At 69.8% G+C, this 25,611-nt stretch carries 24 protein-coding genes; 16 read left to right on the forward strand and 8 right to left on the reverse strand.

Translation table 11 applies throughout. The annotated features are described in order from the left end of the window. Nucleotides 1-10: 10 nt before the first annotated feature. Both HA630_RS18975 and HA630_RS18980 read right to left on the reverse strand, forming a co-directional pair. Entirely contained in the window at nucleotides 11-649 is a 639-nt protein-coding gene (locus HA630_RS18975; RefSeq protein WP_166836821.1) for a GNAT family N-acetyltransferase, read from the reverse strand. Between the two features lie 12 nt (nucleotides 650-661). Beyond that, on the reverse strand, nucleotides 662-1,504 hold the full coding sequence (locus tag HA630_RS18980; protein ID WP_166836823.1) for a MoxR family ATPase: 843 nt from the start codon (nucleotides 1,502-1,504) through the stop codon (nucleotides 662-664). 98 nt (nucleotides 1,505-1,602) lie between these two features. Here HA630_RS18980 and HA630_RS18985 point away from each other — a divergent pair, with 98 nt between their 5' ends. The 4 genes from HA630_RS18985 (at nucleotide 1,603) to HA630_RS19000 (ending at nucleotide 6,661) form a co-directional block, all read left to right on the forward strand. Further along, nucleotides 1,603-2,268: a cytochrome c gene (locus tag HA630_RS18985; RefSeq protein ID WP_166836825.1), complete on the forward strand. Its 666-nt coding sequence runs from the start codon at nucleotides 1,603-1,605 to the stop codon at nucleotides 2,266-2,268. Nucleotides 2,269-2,407: 139 nt separating this feature from the next. After that, complete coding sequence (locus HA630_RS18990) at nucleotides 2,408-4,399, forward strand: TonB-dependent siderophore receptor (protein ID WP_166836827.1); 1,992 nt, start codon at nucleotides 2,408-2,410, stop codon at nucleotides 4,397-4,399. Between the two features lie 97 nt (nucleotides 4,400-4,496). Further along, the gene (locus tag HA630_RS18995; protein ID WP_166836829.1) at nucleotides 4,497-5,333 is read left to right on the forward strand and encodes an ABC transporter substrate-binding protein; all 837 of its coding nucleotides are present in this window, start codon (nucleotides 4,497-4,499) and stop codon (nucleotides 5,331-5,333) included. Then, entirely contained in the window at nucleotides 5,330-6,661 is a 1,332-nt protein-coding gene (locus HA630_RS19000; protein WP_166836831.1) for a diguanylate cyclase, read from the forward strand. The genes HA630_RS18995 and HA630_RS19000 overlap by 4 nt, the downstream gene beginning before the upstream one ends. Nucleotides 6,662-6,668: 7 nt before the next feature. On the opposite strand, the gene argH is transcribed toward HA630_RS19000, so the two are convergent. Then, nucleotides 6,669-8,123, reverse strand: coding sequence for an argininosuccinate lyase (gene argH, locus HA630_RS19005; protein WP_166836833.1), 1,455 nt, complete (start codon nucleotides 8,121-8,123; stop codon nucleotides 6,669-6,671). 139 nt (nucleotides 8,124-8,262) lie between these two features. Between argH and HA630_RS19010 the strand changes: the two genes are divergently transcribed. The 5 genes from HA630_RS19010 to HA630_RS19030 are packed head-to-tail and all read left to right on the forward strand — an operon-like array spanning nucleotide 8,263 to nucleotide 13,377. Further along, complete coding sequence (locus HA630_RS19010; protein ID WP_166836835.1) at nucleotides 8,263-9,057, forward strand: LytTR family DNA-binding domain-containing protein; 795 nt, start codon at nucleotides 8,263-8,265, stop codon at nucleotides 9,055-9,057. Nucleotides 9,058-9,085: 28 nt separating this feature from the next. After that, complete coding sequence (gene hemC / locus HA630_RS19015; protein WP_166836838.1) at nucleotides 9,086-10,057, forward strand: hydroxymethylbilane synthase; 972 nt, start codon at nucleotides 9,086-9,088, stop codon at nucleotides 10,055-10,057. After that, nucleotides 10,054-10,818: a uroporphyrinogen-III synthase gene (locus HA630_RS19020; protein ID WP_166836839.1), complete on the forward strand. Its 765-nt coding sequence runs from the start codon at nucleotides 10,054-10,056 to the stop codon at nucleotides 10,816-10,818. The genes hemC and HA630_RS19020 overlap by 4 nt, the downstream gene beginning before the upstream one ends. Before the next feature lie 2 nt (nucleotides 10,819-10,820). Continuing rightward, on the forward strand, nucleotides 10,821-12,077 hold the full coding sequence (locus HA630_RS19025) for a uroporphyrinogen-III C-methyltransferase (protein ID WP_166836841.1): 1,257 nt from the start codon (nucleotides 10,821-10,823) through the stop codon (nucleotides 12,075-12,077). A gap of 16 nt (nucleotides 12,078-12,093) precedes the next feature. Then, nucleotides 12,094-13,377 (forward strand): heme biosynthesis protein HemY, encoded by a 1,284-nt coding sequence (locus HA630_RS19030; RefSeq protein ID WP_166836843.1) that lies wholly within the window; start codon nucleotides 12,094-12,096, stop codon nucleotides 13,375-13,377. Nucleotide 13,378: 1 nt separating this feature from the next. On the opposite strand, the gene HA630_RS19035 is transcribed toward HA630_RS19030, so the two are convergent. Beyond that, on the reverse strand, nucleotides 13,379-13,960 hold the full coding sequence (locus HA630_RS19035) for a DUF2062 domain-containing protein (RefSeq protein WP_166836845.1): 582 nt from the start codon (nucleotides 13,958-13,960) through the stop codon (nucleotides 13,379-13,381). Between the two features lie 125 nt (nucleotides 13,961-14,085). Between HA630_RS19035 and HA630_RS19040 the strand changes: the two genes are divergently transcribed. Next, nucleotides 14,086-14,826: a 16S rRNA pseudouridine(516) synthase gene (locus HA630_RS19040; RefSeq protein WP_166836847.1), complete on the forward strand. Its 741-nt coding sequence runs from the start codon at nucleotides 14,086-14,088 to the stop codon at nucleotides 14,824-14,826. A gap of 12 nt (nucleotides 14,827-14,838) precedes the next feature. Here HA630_RS19040 and HA630_RS19045 read toward each other — a convergent pair whose 3' ends face one another. Beyond that, a complete protein-coding gene (locus HA630_RS19045; RefSeq protein WP_166836849.1) occupies nucleotides 14,839-15,657 on the reverse strand; it encodes an alpha/beta fold hydrolase in 819 nt (272 codons plus the stop codon). A 48-nt stretch (nucleotides 15,658-15,705) separates the two neighbouring features. On the opposite strand from HA630_RS19045, the gene HA630_RS19050 reads away from it, so the two are divergent. The 6 genes from HA630_RS19050 to ntrC all read left to right on the forward strand — a co-directional run bounded on the left by HA630_RS19050 (nucleotide 15,706) and on the right by ntrC (nucleotide 22,421). Next, a complete protein-coding gene (locus tag HA630_RS19050) occupies nucleotides 15,706-16,617 on the forward strand; it encodes an EI24 domain-containing protein (protein ID WP_166836851.1) in 912 nt (303 codons plus the stop codon). Between the two features lie 6 nt (nucleotides 16,618-16,623). Then, entirely contained in the window at nucleotides 16,624-17,454 is an 831-nt protein-coding gene (locus HA630_RS19055) for a molybdopterin-binding protein (RefSeq protein ID WP_243855528.1), read from the forward strand. A gap of 148 nt (nucleotides 17,455-17,602) precedes the next feature. Beyond that, complete coding sequence (gene glnA, locus HA630_RS19060) at nucleotides 17,603-19,018, forward strand: type I glutamate--ammonia ligase (protein WP_166836853.1); 1,416 nt, start codon at nucleotides 17,603-17,605, stop codon at nucleotides 19,016-19,018. Nucleotides 19,019-19,176: 158 nt separating this feature from the next. Further along, on the forward strand, nucleotides 19,177-19,713 hold the full coding sequence (locus HA630_RS19065) for a hypothetical protein (RefSeq protein ID WP_243855529.1): 537 nt from the start codon (nucleotides 19,177-19,179) through the stop codon (nucleotides 19,711-19,713). Continuing rightward, the gene (gene glnL / locus HA630_RS19070) at nucleotides 19,710-20,798 is read left to right on the forward strand and encodes a nitrogen regulation protein NR(II) (protein WP_166836855.1); all 1,089 of its coding nucleotides are present in this window, start codon (nucleotides 19,710-19,712) and stop codon (nucleotides 20,796-20,798) included. Before HA630_RS19065 ends, glnL begins: the two co-directional genes overlap by 4 nt. Before the next feature lie 84 nt (nucleotides 20,799-20,882). Further along, nucleotides 20,883-22,421 carry a nitrogen regulation protein NR(I) gene (gene ntrC, locus HA630_RS19075; RefSeq protein WP_166836857.1) on the forward strand — a complete coding sequence of 513 codons (1,539 nt, stop codon included), beginning with the start codon at nucleotides 20,883-20,885 and terminating at the stop codon, nucleotides 22,419-22,421. Nucleotides 22,422-22,466: 45 nt separating this feature from the next. Here ntrC and HA630_RS19080 read toward each other — a convergent pair whose 3' ends face one another. The 3 genes from HA630_RS19080 to HA630_RS22515 all read right to left on the reverse strand — a co-directional run. After that, nucleotides 22,467-23,258 carry an exodeoxyribonuclease III gene (locus HA630_RS19080; protein ID WP_166836859.1) on the reverse strand — a complete coding sequence of 264 codons (792 nt, stop codon included), beginning with the start codon at nucleotides 23,256-23,258 and terminating at the stop codon, nucleotides 22,467-22,469. Nucleotides 23,259-23,272: 14 nt separating this feature from the next. Continuing rightward, complete coding sequence (locus HA630_RS19085; protein ID WP_166836861.1) at nucleotides 23,273-24,487, reverse strand: type II secretion system F family protein; 1,215 nt, start codon at nucleotides 24,485-24,487, stop codon at nucleotides 23,273-23,275. 44 nt (nucleotides 24,488-24,531) lie between these two features. Further along, nucleotides 24,532-25,611 (reverse strand): ATPase, T2SS/T4P/T4SS family (locus HA630_RS22515; protein ID WP_208300174.1); only part of this gene is annotated, 1,080 nt, incomplete at its 5' end.

Raw genomic sequence — 25,611 nt, forward strand, 5'->3', positions numbered from 1 at the left:
GGGGCCGGGTTCAGGCGGGCAGGGGCCGGGGGCGGGCGAGCTGGTGCTGCAGGTGCGCCCGCACCGCCGGCCATTCGGCCGCGGTGATGCTGTAAACGCAGGTGTCGCGCAGCGAGCCGCCGGCGTCCGGGTGTCGGTTGACCTGGTGGTTGCGCAGCACGCCGTCCAGCTGGGCGCCCAGGCGTTCGATGGCGCGGCGGCTGGCTTGGTTCAGGGCATGGGTGCGGAATTCCACCGCGATGCAAGCCAGCGTCTCAAAGGCGTGGGTCAGCAGCAGGCGCTTGGCCTCGGTGTTCAGCGCCGTGCGCTGCACCGCCTGGCGGTACCAGGTGGAGCCAATTTCCACCCGCCGGTTCGCGGCGTCGATGTGCATGTACGTCGTCATGCCCACGGCACGGCCTTGCAGCGGCCCGGGCAGGAGCGACACCACCGCCCACGGCAACATGCTGCCCGCCGCGCGCAGGGCCAGGCGGCGTTCGATCTCGGCGGCCATGCCCTCGGGCGTGGGCACGGCGGTGACCCAGAGCCGCCACAGCTCGCCGTCGCGCACCGCGTCCTGCAGGTCGCCCAGATGCGCGGGCGACAGCGGCTCCAGCCGCACGTGCTGGCCGTGCAGCGTCACGGTGTCGGGCCAGGGCGGGGCGGTCATGGTGGTGGGGTGTCAGCGGTTGCGCTGGTTCATGAACACCAGCTTCTCGAACAGGGCAATGTCCTGTTCGTTCTTCAGCAGCGCGCCCACCAGCGGCGGCACGCTCACCTTCTGGTCGGGGCTGTGCAGCGCCTCGGCCGGAATGTCCTCGGCCATCAGCAATTTCAGCCAATCCAGCAGCTCGCTGGTGGAGGGCTTTTTCTTCAGCCCCGGCAGTTGGCGCACGTCGAAGAAGGTCTTCATCGCCGCGGTCAGCAGCTCGTCCTTCAGACCGGGGAAGTGCACGTCCACGATATGCTTCATCGTGGCGGCTTCGGGGAACTTGATGTAGTGGAAAAAGCAGCGGCGCAGGAAGGCGTCGGGCAGTTCTTTTTCGTTGTTGGAGGTGATGAACACCAGCGGCCGGTGCTTGGCGCGCACCAGCTCGCGCGTTTCGTAGCAGTAGAACTCCATGCGGTCCAGCTCGCGCAGCAGGTCGTTCGGGAATTCGATGTCGGCCTTGTCGATCTCGTCGATCAGCAGCGCCACCGGCTGCTCGGCGGTGAAGGCCTGCCACAGCACGCCCTTGACGATGTAGTTCTGGATGTCGTGCACCCGGTCGTCGTTGAGCTGGCTGTCGCGCAGGCGGCTGACCGCGTCGTACTCGTACAGGCCCTGCTGTGCCTTGGTGGTGGATTTGATGTGCCACTGCAGCAAGGGCATGTTCAGGGCCGCCGACACCTCCTCGGCCAGCATGGTCTTGCCGGTGCCGGGTTCGCCCTTGACGAGCAGCGGGCGCTTGAGCGTGATGGCCGCGTTGACCGCGAGCATCAGGTCCTGGGTGGCGACGTAGTTCTGGGAGCCGGTGAATTTCATGGGCGTGGGCGCGGCAGGGCGGGGGTTGGTGCTGACGCACGAGTCTATATAATCGCGCGTTGATTTTTGTCAAACGTCCTTCTGATTGTGCTTGCAAAATGAACACACCGTTGTCTACCCTGCTGAAAACCGTTGTCGCCAGCGCGACCCTTGCCCTGTCGTTCGGCGCCACCGCGCAGGTCACCGGTGATGTGAAGGCCGGCGAATCCAAGGCCGCCATGTGCATCGGCTGCCACGGCATCCCGGGCTACCAGAACAGCTTCCCCGAAATCCACAAGGTGCCTAAGATTTCGGGCCAGTCGGACAAGTTCATTGCCGCCTCCCTGGTGGCCTACCAGAAGGGCGAGCGCAAGCACCCCAGCATGCGCGGCATCGCCGGTTCGCTGACCGAGCAAGACATCGCCGACCTGGCCGCCTTCTACGCCGGCCACAACCCCGGCGTGACCGCGCCCGAGGCCGTCAAGGCCCCCAGCGCCGCGGTGCAGGCCCTGCTCGACAAGGGCGCCTGCGTGTCCTGTCACGGCGCCAACTTCAGCAAACCGATCGACCCCAGCTACCCCAAGATCGCCGGCCAGCACGCCGACTACCTGTACGTGGCCCTGAAGGCCTACACCGTCGAAAACAGCAACGTGGTCGGCCGCGCCAACCCCATCATGGGCGGCATCGCCAAGCAGTTCACCCTGGCCGAACTCAAGCAGATCGCCAACTACCTGGCCACCCTGGACGGCGAGCTGGCCACCAAACCGCAGCCGCGCTTCCGCTGAAGCCGCGCCCCTGCACCGCACCCCGCGCCGGCCCCGTGCCGGCGTTTTTTTTGGCCCGGGCGGGCAGGTAAGATAGGCGTTTTGTCATCCAGGGAGCCCCGCCGCCGCCGGTATTTTCGTCATGCGCCACCGATCACGTTTGTCTGTTTCAACGCCGCGTCACGCCCGCCGGGCGCGGCTGGGCTGGGCGCTGCTGGCGCTGGCGGCCGCATCGGCCCAGGCCGACACCGGCATGACCGAGGACGACTTCTTCGAGCCGGTGCCGGTGGTGTTGACCGTGACCCGTCTGGCCCAGCCCCTGAGTGACACGCCCGGCGCGGTCACAGTGATCGACCGCGACACCATCCGGCGTTCCGGCGCCCGCACCCTGGCCGACGTGCTGCGGCTGGTGCCGGGCTACATGGTGTCGGGCTACAACGGCGCCAACCCGGTGGCCGCCTACCACGCCCCCATCGACGACTTCGGCACCCGCAACCTGGTGCTGGTGGACGGTCGGTCGGTGTATTCGTCCACCTACCTCGGTGGCACCAACCGCGGCATGGCCACGGTGGCTTTGGAAGACGTGGAGCGCATCGAGGTGCTGCGCGGCTCGAATTCGGCCGCTTACGGCGCCAATGCCCTGTTCGGTGTCATCAACGTCATCACCCGCCACGCCCTCGACACGCTGGGCCACGGTGTCGGTGTGACACGCGGCCAGGCCGGCATTGGTGACGCCCACGTGCGGCTCGGCTGGGGCGACGCCAGCGCCGCCCAGCGCCTCAGCCTGTCCCAGCGCAGCGACACCGGCTATGCCTTCGTCAACGACGACACCCGGCAGACCTCGCTCAAATGGCGGGGCGATTTTCAGTGGGCGCCGGGCGTCGATGTGACCTTGCAGGCGGGACTCACCAACAGCCGCCTCGGGGATGGCGAACCCGCCAGCTCGGGCAACCCGGTGCGCTCGGTGGACTTTGACAACCGCTTCGTCAGTGCGACCGGGGTCCATCGCTGGGCGGGCGACGAGCAGTTCCAGTGGTCTTTTTCCTGGGACGAGGACCGCAACCGCGACGCTTTCGTCAACACCAGCCTGGGCGTGCCGGTCGTGGTCAGCACCAGCTACAACGACCGGCGACTCAATGCCGAATTCCAGCACCAGAAGTCCCTGGGCCCCGACCTCCGTGGGGTGTGGGGCGCAGGCTGGAAGGAGGACAGCGCGGTGTCGCCGCAGCTGTTTTACACGGGGGAGCGGGTTCGCAACCGCGAGTGGCGCGTGTTTGGCAACGCCGAGTGGCGCTTCACCGACCGGTGGTTGCTCAATGCCGGCTGGCTGGTGGGCGACGACGAGGGGTCGGGCGTGTACAGCGCCCCGCGGCTGATGTTCAATTACCAGCCCTCGCCCGACCACACGCTGCGTTTGGGCGCATCGAGGGCCAAACGGGCGCCGACCCTGCTGGAGCAGTACGGGGATTACCGCGTCCACGTCCCACTGCCTGCGCCTTTGGAGAGTTTTGACCTCCCTTTGCTGCAATCGCGCCAAACCATCGAGCCAGAGCGTCTGGCCACCTACGAGGTCGGTTACTACGGCCGCTGGCCCGAGGCCCGTCTCAGTCTGGACGTTCGCGGCTACGAGGAGCGCTTCTCGCAGCAGGTGGCCAAACGCAACGGCTACGTGTTTTCCGTTCCCGGATTGGTGACGTGGCAGGTGGAAGAGTTTGCCAACGGTTCCAGCCTGCGCGTGCGGGGCCTGGAGTACCAGCTCAGTTGGGAGCCCTGGTCGGGCTCGCGCGTGCTGTTGAACCAGAGTTTCAGCCGTTTGCTGCGTCCGGCGGGGCTGCCGGCCACTTTTTACACCGAACGCTTGCCGCCCAGCCAGCTCACCACTCTGGCCTGGTTCCAGCAGTTGCCCCACGACTGGGATGTCTCCTTCCTGTACCACGGCCACAGTGGCATGACCTGGAGAACCCAGGCCGCCCGTCTGCCGTCCACGCAGCAGGTCGATGTCCGTGTGGCCAAGCAGTTTCGGCTGGGCCAGACCCGTGCCGAAGCCGCCGTGACCGTCCAGGCCCTGGGGGGCGACCAGGCGGAGTTCACCAGTCGGGTGCCGTCGGTGTTCACCCGCCGGGCTTACGCCAGCCTGAAACTGGAGTTCTGAGCTGAACACCCACCGCCGCCGCCTGTTGACCGCCGCGGTCGTCTCGGCGAGTGGTTTCCCTGTGGCCGGTTGGGCGCAGCGGGGTGGGGTGGAGGTGTTGTCTTCCGACGCCGGGGGGGTGTACGCTGCCCTGGGCGCGGCCCTGCAGCGCGGCGGGGCAGGGCTGGGCCTGACCTTCGCGGTGCGGGTGGGCCAGACGGCCCCGGCCACCCTGCCGGCGCTGGTGCTGACCCTGGGGGTGCAGGCCCTGCGCGAAGCCCAGCAACGCGCCGCCCAGTCGCCCGCCTGGGCCGACGTGCCCATCCTCGCCGCCCTGTTGCCCCAGAGCGCCCACCGCCCGCTGGCGGCCCAGTTGCCCAGAGGTTCGTCGGCCGTCTGGCTCGACCAGCCGGTGGAGCGCTGCCTGGACCTGCTGCGGCTGGCCTTGCCGCAGCGCCGCCGGGTGGGGGTGCTGCTGGGGCCCGCCTCGCGGTCGCAGGAGGCGGCCGTGGACCGCGCCACCCAGGCCCGCGGCCTGCAAGCCGTCAAGGCCCAGGTCGACACGCCCGCGGCCGAGCTGTACCCCGCCCTGCAAACCGTGCTGCAAACCGCCGACGTCTTTCTGGCCTTGCCCGACCCGTCCCTGTTCAGCGCCGAAGCGCTGCAAAACATCTTGATCGCCTCTTACCGCCAGCGCGTGCCGTTGTTGAGCTATTCCGCCGGCCACGTCCGTGCCGGCGCCACCCTGGCCCTGCACACCCCGGTCGAGGCGGTGGCCGAGCAGGTGTTGCAGGCCCTGCGTCAGTGGCAGGCCGGCCGCGCGCTGCCTGCGCCGGCGCTGGCCCAGGGCTTTGCCGTGGCCGTCAACGAGCAGGTGGCGCGTTCGCTGTCGCTGGACCTGCGCAGCGCGTCCGAGCTGGAGGCCGCCCTGCGCCGCCAGGAGGGTCGCCCATGAAAACCCGCAACCAGGCCCTGGGCATCCGGCTGCGCCTGTGGCTGGCCGCCGCGCTGCCGGCGGTGATCGTGGTGCTGATGCTGCTGTTCGGCTTTCTGGAACGCCACGGCCGCGAGCTGACCACCGCCCTGAGCGACCGGGCCCAGACCGCGTCCAAGCAGCTGGGCGGCGCCGCCGAATTTCCCCTGTTCGCCGGCGACGGCGACAGCCTGCAGCGCCTGGTCGATGCCAACCTGGCCGGCGACCCGCAGATGCGCGGCGTGGCGGTGTACCCGCTCAACCCCGACGGCAAACGCCTGGCCGGCAAGCTGTCGTATCCGCTGCCCGAGTTCGGCCCCGACGCGCTGCTGCGCATCACCGAGCAGAACCTGCTGGTCATCCAGCCGGTGTACCTGACGCTGCTGGTGTCGGACGACCCCTACTGGAACGACGGCGCCACCCGGCCCGCCCACCCCCGCGGCCAGTTGATGGGCCACGTCGTCATGGAGTTCACCCTGGACGCGCTGCAGCGCCAGAAGAACGACGTGCTGCTCTGGGCGGTGGCCGTGACCGTGCTGGCGCTGCTGCTGGCGGCGGTGGTGGCCAGCTTCATCGCCTCCAGCGTCACCGCGCCGCTCAACCACGTCAGCGCGGTGGTGGCACGCATTGCCGGCGGCGACCTGAGCGCCCGGGCCGACGCCGAGGGCGCGGGCGTGATGGAGCCGCTGGCCCTGGGCGTCAACGCCATGGCCGAGCGGGTGGCGCTGAGCCAGGAGGAACTGCGGGCCCAGGTGCAGGTGGCCACGCAGGAACTGCGCCGGCAGAAAGAGGCGGCCGAAATGGCCGCGCGCATCGACCCGCTGACCGGCGTGTCCAGCCGCCGCGCCTTCACCGAGTCGGCCGAAACCGAGATGCAGCGCGCCCTGCGCTACGGCCTGCCGCTGTCGCTCATCATGATCGACCTCGACCACTTCAAGACCGTGAACGACACCTACGGCCACGCCATGGGCGACTCGGTGCTGGCCAGTTTTGCCCACACCATCGCGCAGGAGGTGCGCGAGGTGGACGTGATCGGCCGCATGGGTGGCGAGGAATTCGTGGTGCTGCTGCCCAACACCGAGGTGACCGAGGCGGTGCGCGTGGCCGAGCGCATGCGCCTGGCCGTGGCCAGCAGCGAACTGCACGCCTACGGCGACACGCTGCGCTACACCGCCAGCTTCGGCGTGGCCGCGTTCGACCCGCGCGAACTCAGCCTCAACCGCTTCATGGACCGGGCCGACGCCGCGCTCTACGAGGCCAAACACGGCGGCCGCAACCGGGTGGAGCTGGCGCCGGCCCTGCCGGCCTGAAGCCGGGTCAGCCCTGCAGGCGGGCGCGGTGGCGGGCAATTTGTGCCCGCACCTGGGCCGGCGCGGTGCCGCCCAGGGTGTTGCGGGCGTTCAGGCTGCCGCGCAGGCTCAGGCACTCGTACACGTCTTTTTCAATCAGGCGGTTGAAACCTTGCAGCACGTTCAGCGGCAGCTCCGACAGGTCGCAGGCGTGGCCGGTGGCGGCCTTGACCGCGTGGGCCACGGTCTCGTGCGCGTCGCGGAAGGGCACGCCCTTTTTCACCAGGTAGTCGGCCAGGTCGGTGGCGGTGGCGTAGCCCTTCAGGGCCGCCTGCTCCATCGCCTCGCGGTTCACCGTGATGCCGCCTTCCTTCTCACCGGTGGCCGGGTTCAATTGCCCGCCGATCATCTCGGCGAAGATTCGCAGCGTGTCCTTCAGGGTGTCCACCGTGTCGAACAGCGGTTCCTTGTCTTCCTGGTTGTCCTTGTTGTAGGCCAGCGGCTGGCCTTTCATCAGGGTGATCAGGCCCATCAGGTGGCCCACCACCCGGCCGGTCTTGCCGCGCGCCAGTTCGGGCACGTCGGGGTTCTTCTTCTGCGGCATGATGGAGCTGCCGGTGGTGAAACGGTCCGCGATTCGGATGAAGCCGAAGTTTTGGCTCATCCAGATGATGAGCTCTTCGCTCAGGCGGCTGATGTGCACCATGGTCAGCGACGCGGCGGCGGTGAATTCGATCGCGAAGTCGCGGTCGCTCACGGCGTCCAGGCTGTTCTGGCACAGCTGGGCCTCGCCGGCTTCATCGACCATGCCCAGGGTGCGCGCCACACGGGCGCGGTCCAGCGGGTAGGTGGTGCCGGCCAGCGCGGCGCTGCCCAGCGGCAGGCGGTTGGTGCGGCGGCGCACGTCGGCCAGGCGTTCGGCGTCGCGCGCGAACATTTCCACGTAGGCCAGCAGGTGGTGGCCAAAGCTCACCGGCTGGGCCACCTGCAGGTGGGTGAAGCCCGGCAAAATCACGTCCACGTTCTGTTCGGCAATGTCCACCAGCGCCCGTTGCAATTCGCTCAGCAGGCCGCGGATCACGTCGATTTCGCCGCGCAGCCACAGGCGCACGTCGGTGGCCACCTGGTCGTTGCGGCTGCGGCCGGTGTGCAGGCGTTTGCCGGCGTCGCCCACCAGCTGGGTCAGGCGCGCCTCAATGTTCAGGTGCACGTCTTCCAGGTCCAGCTTCCACTCGAAGGCGCCGGCTTCGATCTCCTGCGTGATCTGCGCCATGCCGCGCTGGATGGCGGCCAGGTCGTCGGCACCGATGATGCCTTGGGCGGCCAGCATGTCGGCGTGGGCCAGGCTGCCCGCGATGTCGGCCTGCCACAGGCGTTGGTCGAAAAACACGCTGGCGGTGTAGCGCTTGACCAACTCGCTCATGGGCTCGGAAAAGAGCGCGGACCAGGCTTGGGATTTGGTGTCGAGTTGGTTGGCAGACATGGTGTGGTGCGGGCCGGGCGCAGACAAGCGCGGCGTTTTTTGAAAGAATGGGCGCAAGCGCGGAAGCGACAATTTTATCGGGCCGCCCACGGCCGCCGCGCCGGCGCCGGGCAGCCCTGACCGACAGGGAGGTGGGGCCATGCCATTGCGGGTGTTGATCGTGGACGACGAGCCGCTGGCCCGGGCGCGCCTGCGCGCCCTGCTGGCCGACTGCCATGCCCTTGGCACGGTGGGGGGGCCGGCCGCCGCCAGCGTCGGCGAAGCGGCGCAGGCGGTGCAGGCCATGGAGCAGTTGCAGCACCAGGCCTGGGACGTGGTGCTGCTCGACATCCACATGCCCGGCATGGACGGGCTGGAGCTGGCGCGCCGGCTGCGCCAGCGGCCGCAGCCGCCGGCGGTGGTGTTCGTGACCGCCCATGCCGAGCACGCGCTGCAGGCGTTCGAGGTGGAGGCGGTGGACTACCTGACCAAGCCGGTGCGGCCCGAGCGCTTGCAACAGGCCCTGGACAAGGCCCAGCGCTGGCTGGGGCAGCGCCCGGCCGCCCCCGGCGCGCCGTCCGAGGCCGATTTCCTGCTCATCCACGACCGCGGCCGGACCGAGCGCGTGCCGCTGAACGACATCGTCTACCTCAAGGCCGAGCTCAAGTACGTGACGGTGCGCACGCCGCAGCGCAGCCACATTTTCGACGGCTCACTGCACGAGCTGGAACAGGCGCACGGCCCGCGCTGGCTGCGGGTGCACCGCAACGCCCTGGTGGCGCGCCACCGCATCCGGTCGCTGGAGCGCGGCCACGGCCCTGCCGGCCTGCCCGAAGACGCCCACGACGCCGCCGACGGCTGGTGGCTGCGGCTGGACGGGGTGGACGAGCCGGTGGCCGTCTCGCGCCGGCAGCTGGCCGCGGTGCGCGAGGTGCTGGCCGGGGGCGCGTGCTAGCATCGCCGGTCTTTGTTTTGAGGGGGGTATGCCCGTGTCCGACGCCGTTTCGCCTTTGTCCCTGACGATCGCCACCCGCGAGAGCCGCCTGGCCCTGTGGCAGGCCGAGCACGTGCGGGCGCTGCTGCAGGCGCAGGGCCACCGTGTCGGCCTGCTGGGCATGACCACCCAGGGCGACCAGATCCTGGACCGTGCCCTGAGCAAGGTCGGTGGCAAGGGCCTGTTCGTGAAAGAGCTGGAAGTGGCGCTGGAAGAGGGCCGGGCCGACCTGGCGGTGCATTCGCTCAAGGACGTGCCGATGGAGCTGCCCCCCGGCTTCGACCTGGCCTGCGTGATGGAGCGCGAGGACCCGCGCGACGCCTGGGTGTCGCCGCACTGCGCCGACCTGGCCGCGCTGCCGCCGGGCGCGGTGGTGGGCACCTCCAGCCTGCGCCGCGTGGTGCTGCTGCGCGAGGCCCTGGACCGCCTGGGCCGTGGCGATGTGCGCATCGAGCCGCTGCGCGGCAACTTGGACACGCGCCTGCGCAAGCTGGACGAGGGCCAGTACCACGCCATCGTGCTGGCCGCCGCCGGCCTGAAGCGGTTGGGGCTGGCCGCACGCATCCGCAAGATTTTCGAGCCGCACGAGATGCTGCCGGCGGCCGGGCAGGGCGCCCTGGGCATTGAGGTGCGGGTGCAGCGCCCCGAGGTGGCCGCGGCCCTGGCGCCGCTGGCCCACCGGCCCACCTGGTGGGCGGTGGCGGCCGAGCGCGCCGTCTCGCGCGCCATGGGTGGCAGTTGCTCCATGCCGCTGGCGGCGTTTGCCACCTGGCAGGGCGACCCCGCCGCCGCGGTCCCGTGCCTGCGGCTGGACGCGGCCTGGGGCGACCCCGACGGCCAGCGCCCGGTGGTGCGGGTGCAGGCCGAGGCCGCGCTCGATTCCTTGGCCGCGGCCGAGGCGCTGGGCAGCCATGCGGCCGCCCTGCTGCGGGCCGCCGGCGCGCCCGGCCCGGCGGCATGAGCCTGGTGGTCGTCACCCGCCCGGCGCGGGAGGCCGCCACCTGGGTGCAGGCGCTGGGCGCTGCCGGCCACGAGGCCCATGCCTTGCCCCTGATCGACATCGCCGGTCCGCCCGACGCCGAAGCCCTGGCCCACATCCGCCGCCAGACCAACGCTTTCGACGCGTTGATGTTCGTCAGCGCCCAGGCGGTGGACCGTTTTTGGTCGGCGCCCGGACCGGCCGCGGCGGCCGTCACCGCCCGCTGCTGGGCCCCCGGCCCCGGCACCGCCCGGGCCCTGCGCCTGGCCGGCGTGCCGCTCGGCCAGATCGACCAGCCCCCGCCCGATGCCGCGCAGTTCGACTCCGAAGCGCTGTGGGCGCGGGTGGCGCCGCAGGTGCGGCCCGGCCACCGGCTGTTGATCGTGCACGGCGTTTCGGGCGACGGCCACGCCGGCCGCGACTGGCTGGCCCGCCAGTGCGCCGCCGCCGGCGGCCAGGTCGGCCGCTGCGTGGCCTACCAGCGCCGCGCACCGGTCTGGACCTCCGCCAACGCCGCCCAGGCGCGCGCCTGGACCGCCGCTGGGGCCTGGTGGCTGTTCAGCAGCTCCGAGGCGCTGGCGCACCTGGCCGCGCTGCTGCCCGGCCAGGACTGGGCCGCCGCCCGTGCCCTGGCCACCCACCCGCGCATCGCCCAGACCGCGCGCGCCCAGGGCTGGGGCCGTGTGCTGGAAACGCGCCCGGCTTTGCCCGATGTGTTGCGCACCCTAGAATCGCTGCATTGACCATGTCTTACCCCGACGACACCCCCCCGCCACCCGCCGGCCCCGCCGCGGCCCCCAGCCCCCTGGCGGGCGCCGCCATGGCCGCGCCGGCCCCGGGTCGGCCCTCCACGCTGCCGCTCTGGCTGGCGCTGGTGCTGGCCGCCGCTGCGCTGGGTGCGTCCGGCTTGCTCTGGCAGCGCCTGGGCAAAACCGAAGAAGCCCTGGCCCGCCGCAGCACCGACACCCTGGCCGAGGCCGCTTCGGCCCGCGCCCTGGCCGCCCAGGCCGAGGCCCAGGCCAAGGAACTGCAGGCCCGGCTCGGCGTGGCCGAGTTGCGCCTGTCGGAGGTGACCCTGCAGCGCAGCCAGCTCGAGGAGCTGATGCTGAGCGTCTCCCGCTCGCGCGACGACAGCCTGGTGCAAGACCTGGAGGCCGCGGTGCGCCTGGCCTTGCAGCAAAGCCAGCTGACCGGCAGCGCCCAGCCGCTGATTTCCGCCCTGCAGGGCGCCGAGCAGCGCATCGAACGCGCCGCCCAGCCCCGGCTGAACCCGGTGCAGCGCGCCATCGCCCGCGACGTGGAGCGCATCCGCGCCGCCGCGCTGGTGGACGTGCCCGCCCTGGCCAGCCGGTTGGACGAACTGGTGCGCGGTCTTGACGAACTGCCGCTGCGCAACGCGGTGGGCGGCCTCCCGGCCCCCGCTGCCGTTGCGGGCACCCCTGCTGCCGCCCAAGCCGGGCCACCGTCTTCAGCCGACACGACCCCCGTCCAAGCCACCGACACCCCAGCCACGGCCAAGCCCCTGACTGCGCCCCCGGGCGACCCTGCCCAGGCACCGGCCGAGCCCGCCGCCGCGTCGCCGGAAACCACCCCTTCCGGTTTCGACCAGGCCTGGGCCCGCTTCAACGCCTGGCGCAGCCAGACCGCGGCGCGCTGGTGGGCGCAGCTGCGCCAGGGCACCGCCGACCTGGTGCGCGTCAGCCGCATCGACCAGCCCGAAGCTGCCCTGCTGGCGCCCGAGCAGTCTTACTACCTGCGCGAAAACCTCAAGTTGCTGCTGCTCAACGCCCGCCTGGGCCTGCTGGCGCGCCAGTTCGACACCGCCCAGGCCGACGTGCAGACCACCCAGCGCCTGGTGGAGCGTTATTTCGACACCGAAGCCGCCGCCACCCGCCTGACCCTGCAGACCCTCACCCGCTTGCAGCAGGACCTGCGCCAGGAAGCGCTGCCCCGGCCCGACGATACCCTGGCCGCCCTGGCCGTGGCCGCCAGCGGCCGCTGACCCCGGAGCTGTCGGCATGAAAAGCGTGTTCTGGTTCCTCTTCATCGCCGCCCTGGCGGTGGCCCTGGCCTTGCTGGTCGGCGACAACCACGCCACCGTCACCCTGTTCTGGCACCCCTACCGCATCGACCTGTCCTTCAACCTGGTGCTGTTCGCGCTGGTGGGCAGCTTCGTGCTGCTGTACCTGGCCCTGCGCGGGCTGGCCCTGCTGCGCAGCCTGCCCGAACAGGCCCAGCGCTGGCGCGCCAGCCAGATGGAGCGGGCGGTCTACGCCCAGGTGCTCGATGCGCTGGCCTACCAGCTGTCGGGCCGCTTTGTGCGGGCCCAGAGCGCGGCCCAGCAGGCCACCGAGCTGCTGGCCAGCTTGCCGCCGCAGGGCGTGATCCACCGCGCCCAGTTGGAGGTGCTGGCCCACCTGCTGACGGCCGAAGCCGCCCACGCGCTCGGCAGCCACGACCGGCGCGACCGCGCCCTGGCCGCTGCCGTGGCTCCCGGTCAGCCGCCCGAGGCCGGCCCGGCCCGCGAAGGCGCCCTGCTGCGCGCCGCCGCCTGGGCGCTGGAGGCGCGCGACGCCGGCGCCGCCCAGCGCTGGCTGGCCGACCTGCCCCAGGGCGTGGCGCGGCGCATCCAGGCGGTGCGTCTCAAGCTCCGGCTGGCGCAGTTGCGCCACGACACCGACGGCGCCATCGACATGGTGCGCCTGCTGGCCAAACACCGCGCCTTCACCCGCGACGCGGCCGACAGCGTGCTGCGCGGCCTGCTGCTCGACGCCCTGCGTGACACCCACGACGCCACCCAGCTGCAGCGCCTGTGGCAGGGGCTGGACAGCGCCGAACGCCACCACCCCGACCTGGCCCTGGCCATGCTGGAGCGCTGGCAGGCCCTGGCCGGCTCTGCCACGCGCGACGGCGAGCCCTGGCCGCCCGCCGTGCAGCGCCTGGTGCAGGACGCCCTGGTCAGCGTCTGGAAGGGCTACGACGGCCTGTCGGACGGCAAGCGCCGCCGCTGGATCGTGCTGCTGGAATCGGCCCTGCCCCGGCTGGACGCCCAGTGGCTGGCCCGGGTGGAAGAGGCCCAGCGCGCCCGCCCTGACGACGCCGGCTTGCAGTACCTGGCGGGCCAAGTCTTTTTGCAGCAGCGGCTGTGGGGCAAGGCCACCTTCTTGCTGGAGCAGGCCAGCCGCGGCCTGCAGGACGCCGAACTGCGCCGCCGCACCTGGCGCAGCCTGGCCCGCTTGGCCGAAGAGCGCGGCGACGGCGACGCGGCCCAGGCCGCCTGGAAGCAGGCCGCGCTGGTCTGACTCAGCGCGCGCCGGGACGGCGCTGCAGGCGCCGACGGCGCGACCAGCGCACCTTCAGCGTCCACAGCAGGTTGACCAAAAAGTACACCGCCACCCCGGTGCAGCTGGCCACGATGGCCAGACCGACCACCAGCGGTTTGCCCACCTGACCCAGCTGCCCCAGGGCGTGCTGCAAGCCGGCCCAAAAACCTGCTTCGGCTTCCTGGGCCTGGTGTGCCGCGTGCTGCTCCAGCAGGCCTTGCAGCTCCTCTTGGCTGGGGTGGTCTTCCAGCAGCACCAGCTTGCCCAGCTTGTAGGCGCCGTAGTACACCGGCCCGAAGGTCACCGGGTTGGTCACCAGCGTGCTGGCCACCGCCACCGGCAGGTTGGCGCGCAGCAGCACCGCCAGCGTGGCCGAAAACGGGATCTGCGCCACCGGAATCAGCAGGCCGAAAAACATGCCCAGGGCCAGGCCCAGCGCGATGCCCTTGCGGCTCATGTGCCACAGGCGCGGGTGTTGCAGGCGCGGCCCCAGCCAGCCCAGCCAGCGGTGCTGCAGCAGGCTGTCGCGGGTGGGCAGAAGGCGTTTCAGGCGGTGTTTCATGGGCGGGGTAAGGGGGCATGCGCGCCGCATGCAACCCGAAATTGTCGCCGATCGGCACGGCACTTTCGTGTCAGCGCCGCCCCTGCCCCGCGGCGCCCCCGGGCTTTGGCGGTATGCTCGCGGCCATGCAATTGCAGGACATGCTTTACAGCCAAGGCTTTGGCACCCGCCGCGTCTGTTGCGGCCTGGTGCAGCAGGGCCGCGTCACCCTGGGCGACCCACCGCGCCCGGTGGGCGACCCGACCGAAGACGTGGACCCCGAGGGCCTGGTGTTCCATGTGCAGGGCGAGCGCTGGGTTTACCAGGCCCATGCCTACCTGATGCTGCACAAGCCCACCGGCCACGAATGCTCGCAAAAGCCCGGCGCCTGGCCCAGCATCTACACGCTGCTGCCCAGCCCCCTGCGCTCGCGGCCGTCGGGCGCGGCCAGTGGGGTGCAGGCCGTGGGCCGACTCGACCAGGACACCACCGGCCTGCTGCTGCTGTCCGACGACGGCAAGTTCATCCACCGCCTGTCCTCGCCCAAGCACCACGTGCCCAAGGTGTACGAGGCCACCTGCAAGCACCCGGTCACCCCGCAGCAGGTGGAGCGGCTGTTGGCCGGCGTGGTGCTGGACGACGACCCCAAGCCGGTGCGCGCGTCGGCCTGCGAGGCCGTCGGCACGCACGGCCTGCGCCTGACGCTGACCGAAGGCAAATACCACCAGGTCAAACGCATGGTGGCCGCGGTCAGCAACCGGGTGGAGGCCCTGCACCGCAGCCAGGTCGGCGACCTGGTGCTGCCACCCGACCTGGCGCCCGGCCAGTGGCGCTGGCTCAGCGCCGCCGAGGTGGCGGGCCTGACCGCCGCGCGACCCAAGGCCTGAGGCCGCACCCGCTCAGGGCAGCGGCGCCAGAAAACCGGCGACGGCCCGCGTCAGCGCGTCGGGCTGGTCGCGGTGCGGGCTGTGGCCGCAGGCCGCCAGCACCTGCCGCACGGTGTGGGGCGCGGCCCGTTCGATTTCGTCCAACTGCGCCAGGGTGCCGTATTCGTCGTCCTCGCCCTGCACCAGCAGCAGCGGCGCGGCGATGGCCGCGCAGTCGCGGCGGATGTCGAAAGCGCGGAAGGCCGGCGACAACCACACGTCGTTCCACTGCCAGAAGGCGCTGTCCACGTCCCGGTGGTGGCGCGCCAGCCGCTCGCGCAGGCCGCCGTGCAGGTAGGCCTGGCGCGCCTGTTCGATGGCGCGCAGCGCCACGTCTTCCACGAACACGTGCGGTGCCAGGGCCACGCAGGCCGTCACCGGGTGGCGGCTGGCGTGCAGCAGCGCCACAGTGGCCCCGTCCGAGTGGCCGACCAGCACCGGCCGTGCCACCCCACAGGCTTGCAGCAGTGCGGGCAGGGTGTCCCAGGCTTCGCGGTGCATGTAGTCGGGGCCGTGGCGGCCCGCGCCGCGCACGTCGGCGATCGGGTCGGACTGGCCGTAGCCCCGGCGCGAATAGACCCAGCCGGCCCGGCCGGTGGCGGCGCAGAGTTCGGCCGGCCAGTCGCGCCCCCTTTGTTGCCACAAGGCCACCGACCCCAGCCCTTCGTGCAGGAACAGCAGCGGCGCCCGTCCGGGGCGCGTGGCCGGCAGGTGGCGCAGCTCCAGGGCCACGCCGTGGACCTGCACGGTCGGGGCCGCCGAGGGCGAAGGGACAGGGGGTGTCGCGGTCATGGCCGCATCGTAACGGGCCGGTCCGGGCTTGCCTGTATCCTAGGCGCCATGCAATTGTTGCTCGGTTCATTCTGGCGCTCGGTGGCCTATTGCCTGCACCCGCGCGTCATCGCCCTGTCCGTCCTGCCCCTGCTGCTGATGGTGGCGGCGTCCTTCGCCCTGGGCTACTTTTTCTGGGATCCAGCGATTGCCGCGGTGATGGTCTGGCTGGAGACCTGGGAACTGGTCTCCTTCGCCCTGAACTGGCTGGAGTCGGCCGGCATCGGCAGCCTGCGCGGCGTGTTCGCGCCGCTGGTGGTGCTGGTGCTGGCCACGCCGCTGATCGTGGTGATGGCGCTGCTGCTGGTGGCCCTGTTCATGACGCCGGCCATGGTCGATCTGGTGGCGCAGCGGCGCTTTCCCGCGCTGGAGCGCCGCCGCGGCGGCTCGCTGCTGGGCAGCGTGGCCTGGTCGCTCTGGTCCACGCTGCTGGCCCTGGGCGCGCTGCTGCTGTCGCTGCCGTTCTGGCTGGTGCCGCCCCTGGTGCTGGTGCTGCCGCCCCTCATTTGGGGCTGGCTGACCTACCGCGTCTTCGCCTTCGACGCCCTGGCCGAACACGCCAGCGCCGCCGAACGCAGCGCCTTGCTGCAGCAGCACCGCGTGCCTTTGCTGGCCATGGGTGTGCTGTCGGGCTACCTGGGCGCGGCGCCCACGCTGCTGTGGGCCTCGGGCGCCATGTTCATTGCCCTGGCGCCGCTGCTGGTGCCGCTGGCCATCTGGATCTACGCGCTGGTGTTCGCTTTCGCCTCGCTCTGGTTCGCCCACTACCTGCTGGCCGCGCTGGAGGCCGCCCGCCGCGCGCCGCCGCCGGCCGGCCCCGCGCCCGAAGACGCCTTGCCCCCCGGACCCCCACCCGCACCCACCCCGGCCCGCCCACCGGCTGGCGAGGTGATCGACGTGCAGGCCCGCGAACTGCCCTGACCCCCCATGACCACCGACTCCCCCATGCCCGGCTTCGGCCTGATCATCATCGGCGACGAAATCCTCTCCGGCAAACGCCAGGACAAGCACCTGCCCAAGGTCATCGAACTGCTGGGCGAGCGCGGCCTGGCGCTGTCCTGGGCGCGTTACGTTGGCGACGACCGCCCCGCCATCACCGCCGCCCTGCGCGACGCCTTCGCCAGCGACCAGGTGGTGTTTTCCTGCGGCGGCATTGGCGCCACGCCCGACGACCACACCCGCCAGTGCGCCGCCGCCGCGCTGGGCGTGGCGCTGGCCCTGCACCCCGAGGCCCGGGCGCTGATCGAAGAACGCATGCGCGACGTCGCGCGCGAGCAGGGCGAAACCTTCGACCCGGACCGACCCGACAACGTGCACCGGCTCAACATGGGCGTGTTCCCGGTGGGCGCGCGCATCCTGCCCAACCCCTACAACAAGATCCCGGGCTTCAGCTGCCTGGGCCCTGGCGGTGGCGAGGTGCATTTCGTGCCCGGCTTCCCGGTCATGGCCTGGCCCATGATCGCCGCCGTGCTCGACCGCGACCACGCCGGGCGGCCCGGGCGGGTGCCGCAGCGCGAGCGCTCGGTGATCGTTTTTGGTGCCCTGGAGGCCACCCTCACGCCGCTCATGGAGCAGATCGAGGCCGACCACCCCGGCATCAAGGTGTTCAGCCTGCCCAGCGTGGACCACCCCACCTACGGCCGCCACATCGAGCTCGGCGTCAAGGGTGCGGCTACACTGGTGGACGTGGCCTACGCCGCGCTGCTGATGGGCCTGCAGGCCCACAGCGCCCGGCTCGGTCCCGAAATGGTGCGTTGAAGTTTGCACCAAAAATGTGATTGAATGCACCAAAAAAGTGCTTCTTCGGTGGGGCCCGGCCCCGCCCCTGAGGGGGGTGGGTTGGCATGGTTCCTGCTGACCCGGAACAGTCCAGTTTTATTGTCCTTTCCTGACCAGGAGATATCTGATGGCCAAGACCGTCGCAGACGTGATGAAGATGGTGCAAGAGAACGACGTCAAGTTCGTCGATTTCCGCTTCACCGACACCCGTGGCAAACAGCACCACACCACCGTGCCCGTGTCCCACTTCGACGAAGACAAGTTCGTCTCCGGTCACGCGTTTGACGGTTCCTCGATCGCCGGCTGGAAGGGCATCGAAGCCTCCGACATGCAGCTGATCCCCGACCCGAACACGGCCAACATCGACCCGTTCTTCGAGGAAACCACGCTGATCCTGAACTGCGACGTGCTGGAGCCGGCCGACGGCAAGTCCTACGACCGCGACCCGCGCTCCATCGCCAAGCGCGCCGAAGCCTACCTGAAGTCCTCCGGCCTGGGCGACACCGCCTTCTTCGGTCCGGAACCCGAATTCTTCATCTTCGACGAAGTCCGCTGGAGCACCGAGCCCGGCCGCAGCTTCTACCAGATCGAAGAGTACGAAGCCCCCTGGAACACCGGCGCCAAGCTCGAAGGCGGCAACCGCGGTCACCGTCCCACCACCAAGGGCGGCTACTTCCCCGTGCCCCCGGTGGACAGCACCCAGGACATGCGCGCCGAAATGTCGCTGATCCTCGAATCCCTGGGCATCCCGGTCGAGGTGTTCCACCACGAAGTGGCCGGCGCGGGTCAGAACGAAATCGGCACCAAGTTCTCCACCCTGGTGGAGCGTGCCGACTGGACCGTGCTGCAGAAGTACGTGATCCAGAACGTGGCCAACAGCTACGGCAAGACCGCCACCTTCATGCCCAAGCCCTACCACGGCGACAACGGTTCCGGCATGCACGTGCACCAGTCGGTCTGGAAAGACGGCAAGAACCTGTTCGCCGGTGACGGCTACGCCGGTCTGAGCGACTTCGCCCTGTACTACATCGGCGGCATCATCAAGCACGCCCGTGCCCTGAACGCCATCACCAACCCGACCACCAACAGCTACAAGCGCCTGGTGCCGCACTTCGAAGCCCCGGTGAAGCTGGCCTACTCGGCCAAGAACCGCTCGGCCTCGATCCGCATCCCCTACGTGGCCAACCCCAAGGGCCGTCGCGTGGAAGCCCGCTTCCCCGATCCCATGATGAACCCCTACCTGGGTTTTGCCGCGCTGCTGATGGCCGGTCTGGACGGCGTGGAAAACAAGATCCACCCGGGCGAAGCCGCCACCAAAGACCTGTACCACCTGCCGCCGGAAGAAGACAAGCTGGTGCCGACCGTGTGCCACAGCCTGGACCAGGCGCTGGAGCACCTGGACAAGGACCGCGCCTTCCTGACCAAGGGCGGCGTGTTCACCGACTCCATGATCGACGCCTACATCGAACTGAAGATGCAGGACGTGACCCGCAGCCGCGTCGAAGTGTCGCCCTGCGAGTTCGACATGTACTTCAGCCTCTGATCGGGTTCGCCCGGCACAGGCCCTGAAGGGACGGCGCAAGCCGTCCCTTTTGCGTTGTGGGCCGCCCACGGCGGGCGCCCGGGCACTTTTCGGCGATACTGGAAATCCCTGAGCTGTGTGGGCGCGTGGCGCCCGTAACCCGCTGTGCAGACCCATCCATGACTGTGACCCGTACCCGATTGCTCGCTGTGACGGCGGGCCTGCTGCTGTGGGGGGCTGGGCCGGCCCTGGCCCAGTCGCCGATTTACCGCTGCGGCAACGAATACACCAACAACCCGGGCAACGCCCAGGCGCGCGGTTGCCGGCTGGTGGAGGGGGGCAACCTCACCATCGTCGAAGGCACGCGCCCGGCCGCTGCCGGCAGTCCGGCGGCGGAGGCCCGCCCCGGCGCCGCGCCGGCCAAAGCGAACGCCGCCCGCAGCCCGGGCGAGCGGGTGGACAGCAGCGAGCAGCGCGCCCGCGACAGCGACGCCCGGCAGATCCTGACCACCGAACTGCGCCGCGCCGAGGAACGCCTGAGCGACCTGCGCGAGGAGTACAACAGCGGCCAGCCGGAGCGCCTGGCCAGCGAGCGCAGCAACCCGCAGCGCTACCAGGAGCGGGTGGCCGACCTGAAGGCCCGGCTGGAGCGGGCCGAGAGCGATGTCGCCGGCATCCAGCGCGAACTGGGCCGGTTGGCCCCGGCGGCGCGATGACCCGGGCCGCCCCGCGCAAGACCAAACCGGCCTTGTCTCAGCGCTTCCAGGCGCTGGACATGCTGGCCACCCTGGTGGCGGTGGTCGACCCGGCCGGCCACGTGCAGTTCGTCAACAACGCGCTGGAAGACGCCATTGGCCTGTCGCGGCGCAGCATCACCGGGGTGCCGCTGACCGACTGGTTCACCGCCCCCGAGCTGCTGCAGAACGCGCTGCAGGGCGCCAGCGAGAACGAATATGCCGTCATCCGCTACGACGCCCACCTCAAGCGCCTGAACCACGAGCCGCTGTCGGTGCACGTGGTGCTGGCGCAGAGCGACGTGCCCGGTGAGCTGGTGGTGGAACTGCTGCCGCTGGAGCAGCAGGCGCGGCAGGAGCGCGAGGAGCGCCTGATCGACCAGGCCCAGGCCAACAAGGAGCTGATCCGCAACCTGGCGCACGAAATCAAGAACCCGCTGGGCGGCATCCGCGGCGCGGCGCAACTGCTGCAGATGGAGCTGGACTCGCGCGAACTGGTGGAGTACACCCAGGTCATCATCCACGAGGCCGACCGCCTGCAGACCCTGGTGGACCGGCTGCTGGCGCCGCACCGCCGGGCCCAGGTGGTGGGCGACGTCAACATCCACGAGGTGTGCGAACGGGTGCGCGCCCTCATCCTGGCCGAATTCCCGCGCGGCCTGAAGGTGGTGCGCGACTACGACATCTCCATTCCCGAGTTCCGCGGCGACCGCGAGCAGCTGATCCAGGCGGTGCTCAACATCGCCCACAACGCGGCGCACGCGCTCAAGGACCGCATCGCCGCGGGCGACGCCGAGCTGGTGTTCCGCAGCCGGGTGCAGCGCCAGGTGACTTTCGGCAAGCGCCGCTACCGGCTGGCACTGGAATTGCATGTGATCGACAACGGGCCCGGCGTGCCCGACGAGATCAAGGACCGCATCTTCTACCCGCTGGTGTCGGGGCGCGACGGCGGTTCTGGCCTGGGGCTGACACTGGCACAAACCTTTGTGCAGCAGCACCACGGCCTGATCGAGTGCGACAGCGAGCCGGGCCGCACCGATTTCAAGTTGTTGATCCCCCTGCCTTGAAACCGGTGGCCAGTCGAGCCCGAGGTGACGCCACAGACACGAACAAGGGGCAGGGGGACCGATGACAAGTACAGGAATGCGCGCATGAAACCCATCTGGATCGTGGACGACGACCAATCCATCCGGTTTGTTCTCGAGAAAGCCCTGCTGCGCGAAAGCCTGCCCACCCGCAGTTTCACCAGCCCGCGCGAGGTGCTCGACGCCCTGGCCGACGCGGACGACGAGGGCCCGCAAATCCTGGTCAGCGACATCCGCATGCCCGGCGGTTCCGGCCTGGAGCTGCTGGACAAGGTGAAAAAGCAGATGCCCGGCCTGCCGGTCATCATCATGACCGCGTTTTCCGACCTCGACAGCGCGGTGTCGGCCTTTCAGGGCGGCGCTTTCGAGTACCTGCCCAAACCCTTCGACCTGCCCAAGGCGGTGGAGCTGATCCGCCGCGCGGTGGAGGAAAGCCAGCGCGAGGAGGTGGCCGAGGAGCGCCTCAGCGCCGCGCCCGAGATGCTGGGCCAGGCCCCGGCGATGCAGGACGTGTTCCGCGCCATCGGCCGGCTGAGCCAGAGCAACGTGACGGTGCTGATCACCGGCGAGAGCGGTTCTGGCAAGGAGCTGGTGGCGCGCGCGCTGCACAAGCACTCGCCGCGCGCCAAGGGGCCGTTCGTGGCCATCAACACCGCGGCCATTCCCAAAGACCTGTTGGAGAGCGAGCTGTTCGGCCACGAACGCGGCGCCTTCACCGGCGCGCAGACCATGCGCCGCGGCCGCTTCGAGCAGGCCGAGGGCGGCACCCTGTTCCTCGACGAAATCGGCGACATGCCGTTCGACCTGCAGACCCGTCTGCTGCGGGTGCTGAGCGACGGGCATTTCTACCGCGTCGGTGGGCACAGCGCGGTCAAGGCCAACGTGCGGGTGGTGGCCGCCACCCACCAGAACCTGGAGCAGCAGGTCAAGGAAGGCGGTTTCCGCGAGGATTTGTTCCACCGCCTCAACGTCATCCGGCTGCGGTTGCCGGCGCTGCGCGAACGGCGCGAGGACGTGCCGGTGCTGACGCGGTTTTTCTTGCAGGTCAGCGCCAAGCAGTTGGACGTGGAGCCCAAGCGGATTTCCGACGCCGCGCTGCAGGTGCTGTGCGGTTTCGACTTCCCCGGCAACGTGCGCCAGCTGGAAAACATCTGCCACTGGCTCACCGTGATGGCGCCGGCGCAGTTGATCGACGTGAAAGACCTGCCCCCCGAGGTGCTGGGGGCCCTGCCGGCCGGCGCCGTGGGGGCGGCCGCGACGGGCGCCGAGCCACCGGCCGCGACCGCTGTGGCCACGGCCCAGGCGGCGCACCCCGCTGCTGCACCCCTGCACGTTTCGCTGCCGGTGGCCGCGCCGCTCGCCGCCCCGGCGGCGGTGGCCGTGTCGCCCGAGGCCGGCTGGGAAAGCGGGCTGCAGCAAGAGGCGCTGGCCCTGTTGTCGGACGGCCGGGAAGACGTGTGGGACGTGCTGAGCCGCCGCTTCGAGTCGCGGCTGATCCAGACCGCGCTGCAGGCCACCCGGGGCCGGCGCATCGAGGCCGCCCAGAAGCTGGGCATCGGCCGCAACACCATCACCCGCAAGATCCAGGAACTGCACCTGGAGTGAGCCCCGCGCCACCCGGCCGAACAGGCGGGTCGCCGGGCGGGCGCTTCAGTCCAGCGTCAGCACCACCGGGGCGTGGTCGCTGGGCTGCTTGAGCTTGCGCGGCGCGCGGTCGATGGTGCAAGCCGTGGCACGCGCCTTGAGCGCGTCGCTGACCAGGATGTGGTCGATGCGCAGGCCGCGGTTTTTCTGAAAGCCCAGCATGCGGTAGTCCCACCAGCTGTAGCTTTTGGGCACCTGCGGGAACAGCCGGTGCGCGTCGTGCAGGCCCAGGCCGATGAGGGCCTGCAGGTGCGCGCGTTCCTCGGTGGTGCAGTGGATGGTGTCGCGCAGGCCGTCCGGGTCCCAGACGTCGGCGTCGTCGAAGGTGATGTTGTAGTCGCCCACCAGCGCCAGCTGGGGGTGGCGGGCCAGTTCGTCGGCGACCCAGGCACGCAAGGCCTCCAGCCAGCGCATCTTGTAGGCGAACTTGTCGCTGCCGGGGGCCTGGCCGTTGGGGAAGTAGGCGCCGATCACGCGCACCGCGGCCGCGCCTTCGCCGTAGGTGGCGGCGATGACCCGCGACTGCTCGTCGGCAAAGCCGGGGATGTTCTTCACCACGTCGCGGCCCGGTGTGCGCGACAACAGGGCCACGCCGTTGTAGGTTTTCTGGCCGAACCAGACCGCGTGGTAGCCGGCCTGGGCCAGCGCCTCGGCCGGGAATTTGTCGTCGGTCAGCTTGAGTTCCTGCAGCGCCAGCACGTCCACCGGCTGGTCGGCGGCGGCCTGCGCAGCCAGCCAGTCCAGCACCTGCGGCAGGCGCACGCCCAGGGAGTTGACGTTCCAGGTGGCGAGGCGCAAGGCCGTCGTCGGGCTCAAACCACTTGCCCCAGCTTGAAGATGGGCAGGTACATCGACACCACGATGCCGCCGATGACCGTGCCCAGGATCACGATGATGATCGGCTCCATCAGGCTGGATAAGCCGGCCACCATGTCGTCCACTTCGGCTTCGTAGAAATCGGCCGCCTTGCCCAGCATGTGGTCGATGGAGCCGGATTCCTCGCCGATGGCGCACATCTGGATCACCATCGACGGGAAGATGTTGGCGTTGGTCATGGCCATGGTCAGGCTGGTGCCGGTGGACACCTCCTGCTGGATCTTCACCGTCGCGTCGGCGTAGAGCGAGTTGCCCGAGGCCCCGCCCACCGAGTCCAGCGCCTCCACCAGCGGCACGCCGGCGGCGAACATGGTGGCCATGGTGCGCGTCCAGCGCGCCACGGTGGACTTTTCCACCAGCGCGCCAAACACCGGCACCTTCAGCAGCAGCCGGTCCATGAAGCGCTGCACCTTCTCGTTGCGCTTCCAGGCCTGCAGGAAGAAGTAAATGCCGCCACCCAGGCCGCCAAAAATCAGCCACCAGTAGGCGACGAAGAATTCGCTCATCGCGATCACCGCCAGCGTGGGCGCGGGCAGGTCGGCGCCAAAGGACGAGAACACCTCCTTGAACGCCGGGATCACGAAGATCATGATCACCGCCACCACCACAAACGCCACCACGATCACTGCCGTCGGGTACATCAGCGCGGACTTGACCTTGCTCTTGATCGCCTCGGTCTTCTCCATGTAGGTGGCCAGGCGGTCCAGCAGGTCTTCCAGAATACCCGCGGCCTCACCGGCCTCCACCAGGTTGCAGTACAGCGCGTTGAAGTACAGCGGGTGCTTGCGGAAGGCAGCGCTCAGCGAGGTGCCGGTTTCCACGTCGGTGCGGATGTCGTTGAGCAGCTTGGTGACGCTGGGGTTGGGGTTGCCCCGGCCCACGATGTCGAAGGCCTGCAACAGCGGCACACCGGCCTTCATCATCGTCGCCAACTGGCGGGTGAAGATGGCGATGTCCTTGGGCTTGATGCGCTTGGCCGAGGCCATCTTGCGCTTCTTGACCTTCTGCACCAGGATGCCCTGGCGGCGCAGGCTGGCCTGGACCTGGTTTTCGCCCACGGCGCGCAATTCCCCGCGCACGGTCTTGCCGTTGCGGTCCTTGCCCTCCCACTCGAACACGTATTCCTTGACGCTTTTGCTAGCCGTGGCCATGTTTCCCCCGCGGTGTCGGTGTGTGTGTCGGAGGCGCGCGTCCGTCATTCATTGGTGCAGCCCAGCACTTCCTCCAGTGACGTGATACCCAGTTTAACCTTTTGCAACCCCGATTCGCGCAAGGTGCGTACACCTTCGGCCCGCGCCTGGTTGGCAATTTCCAACGCACTGCCGCCGCGCAGGATGATTTGCTGCATCGCCTCGGTGATCGGCATCACCTGGTAAATGCCCACCCGGCCCTTGTAGCCGTTGTTGCAGGCGCTGCAGCCCACCGGTTTGTAAGGCTTCCAACTGCCGTCCAGATCCTCGGGCCGGTAGCCCGCTTCCAGCAGGGCCACGTCCGGCAGGTCCTCGATCGGCACCTTGCACTGCTTGCACAGCCGCCGCGCCAGCCGTTGCGCGGTGATCAGGTTCACGCTGGACGCGATGTTGAACGGCGCAATGCCCATGTTCAGCATCCGCGTCAGGGTGGACGGCGCGTCGTTGGTGTGCAGGGTGGACAGCACCATGTGCCCGGTCTGCGCCGCCTTGATGGCGATGTCCGCCGTCTCCAGGTCACGGATCTCGCCCACCATGATGATGTCCGGGTCCTGCCGCAGGAAGGCCTTGAGCGCCGAGGCGAAGGTCAGCCCCGCCTTTTCGTTGACGTTGACCTGGTTCACCCCGGGCAGGTTGATCTCCGACGGGTCTTCCGCCGTGGAAATGTTCACCCCGGGCTGGTTCAGGATGTTCAGGCAGGTGTAGAGCGACACCGTCTTGCCCGAACCGGTCGGGCCGGTCACCAGCACCATGCCGTACGGCCGGTGGATCGCTTCCAGCAGCTTTTCCTTCTCTTCGGGCTCGTAACCCAGCGCTTCAATGCCCATCTGCGCGCTGCTCGGGTCCAAGATCCGGATCACGATCTTCTCGCCGAACAGCGTGGGCAGGGTGCTGATGCGGAAGTCGATCACCTTGTCCGGGCCGACCTTCAGCTTCATGCGCCCGTCTTGCGGGATGCGCTTTTCGGAGATGTCGAGTTTTGAGATGACTTTGATGCGAGAAGCCAGCTTGTCCTTGATGGCCACCGGCGGCGCAGCGATTTCGCGCAATTCGCCATCGATCCGGAAACGCACCCGGTACTGGTG

The organism is Aquabacterium sp. A08, from assembly GCF_011742065.1.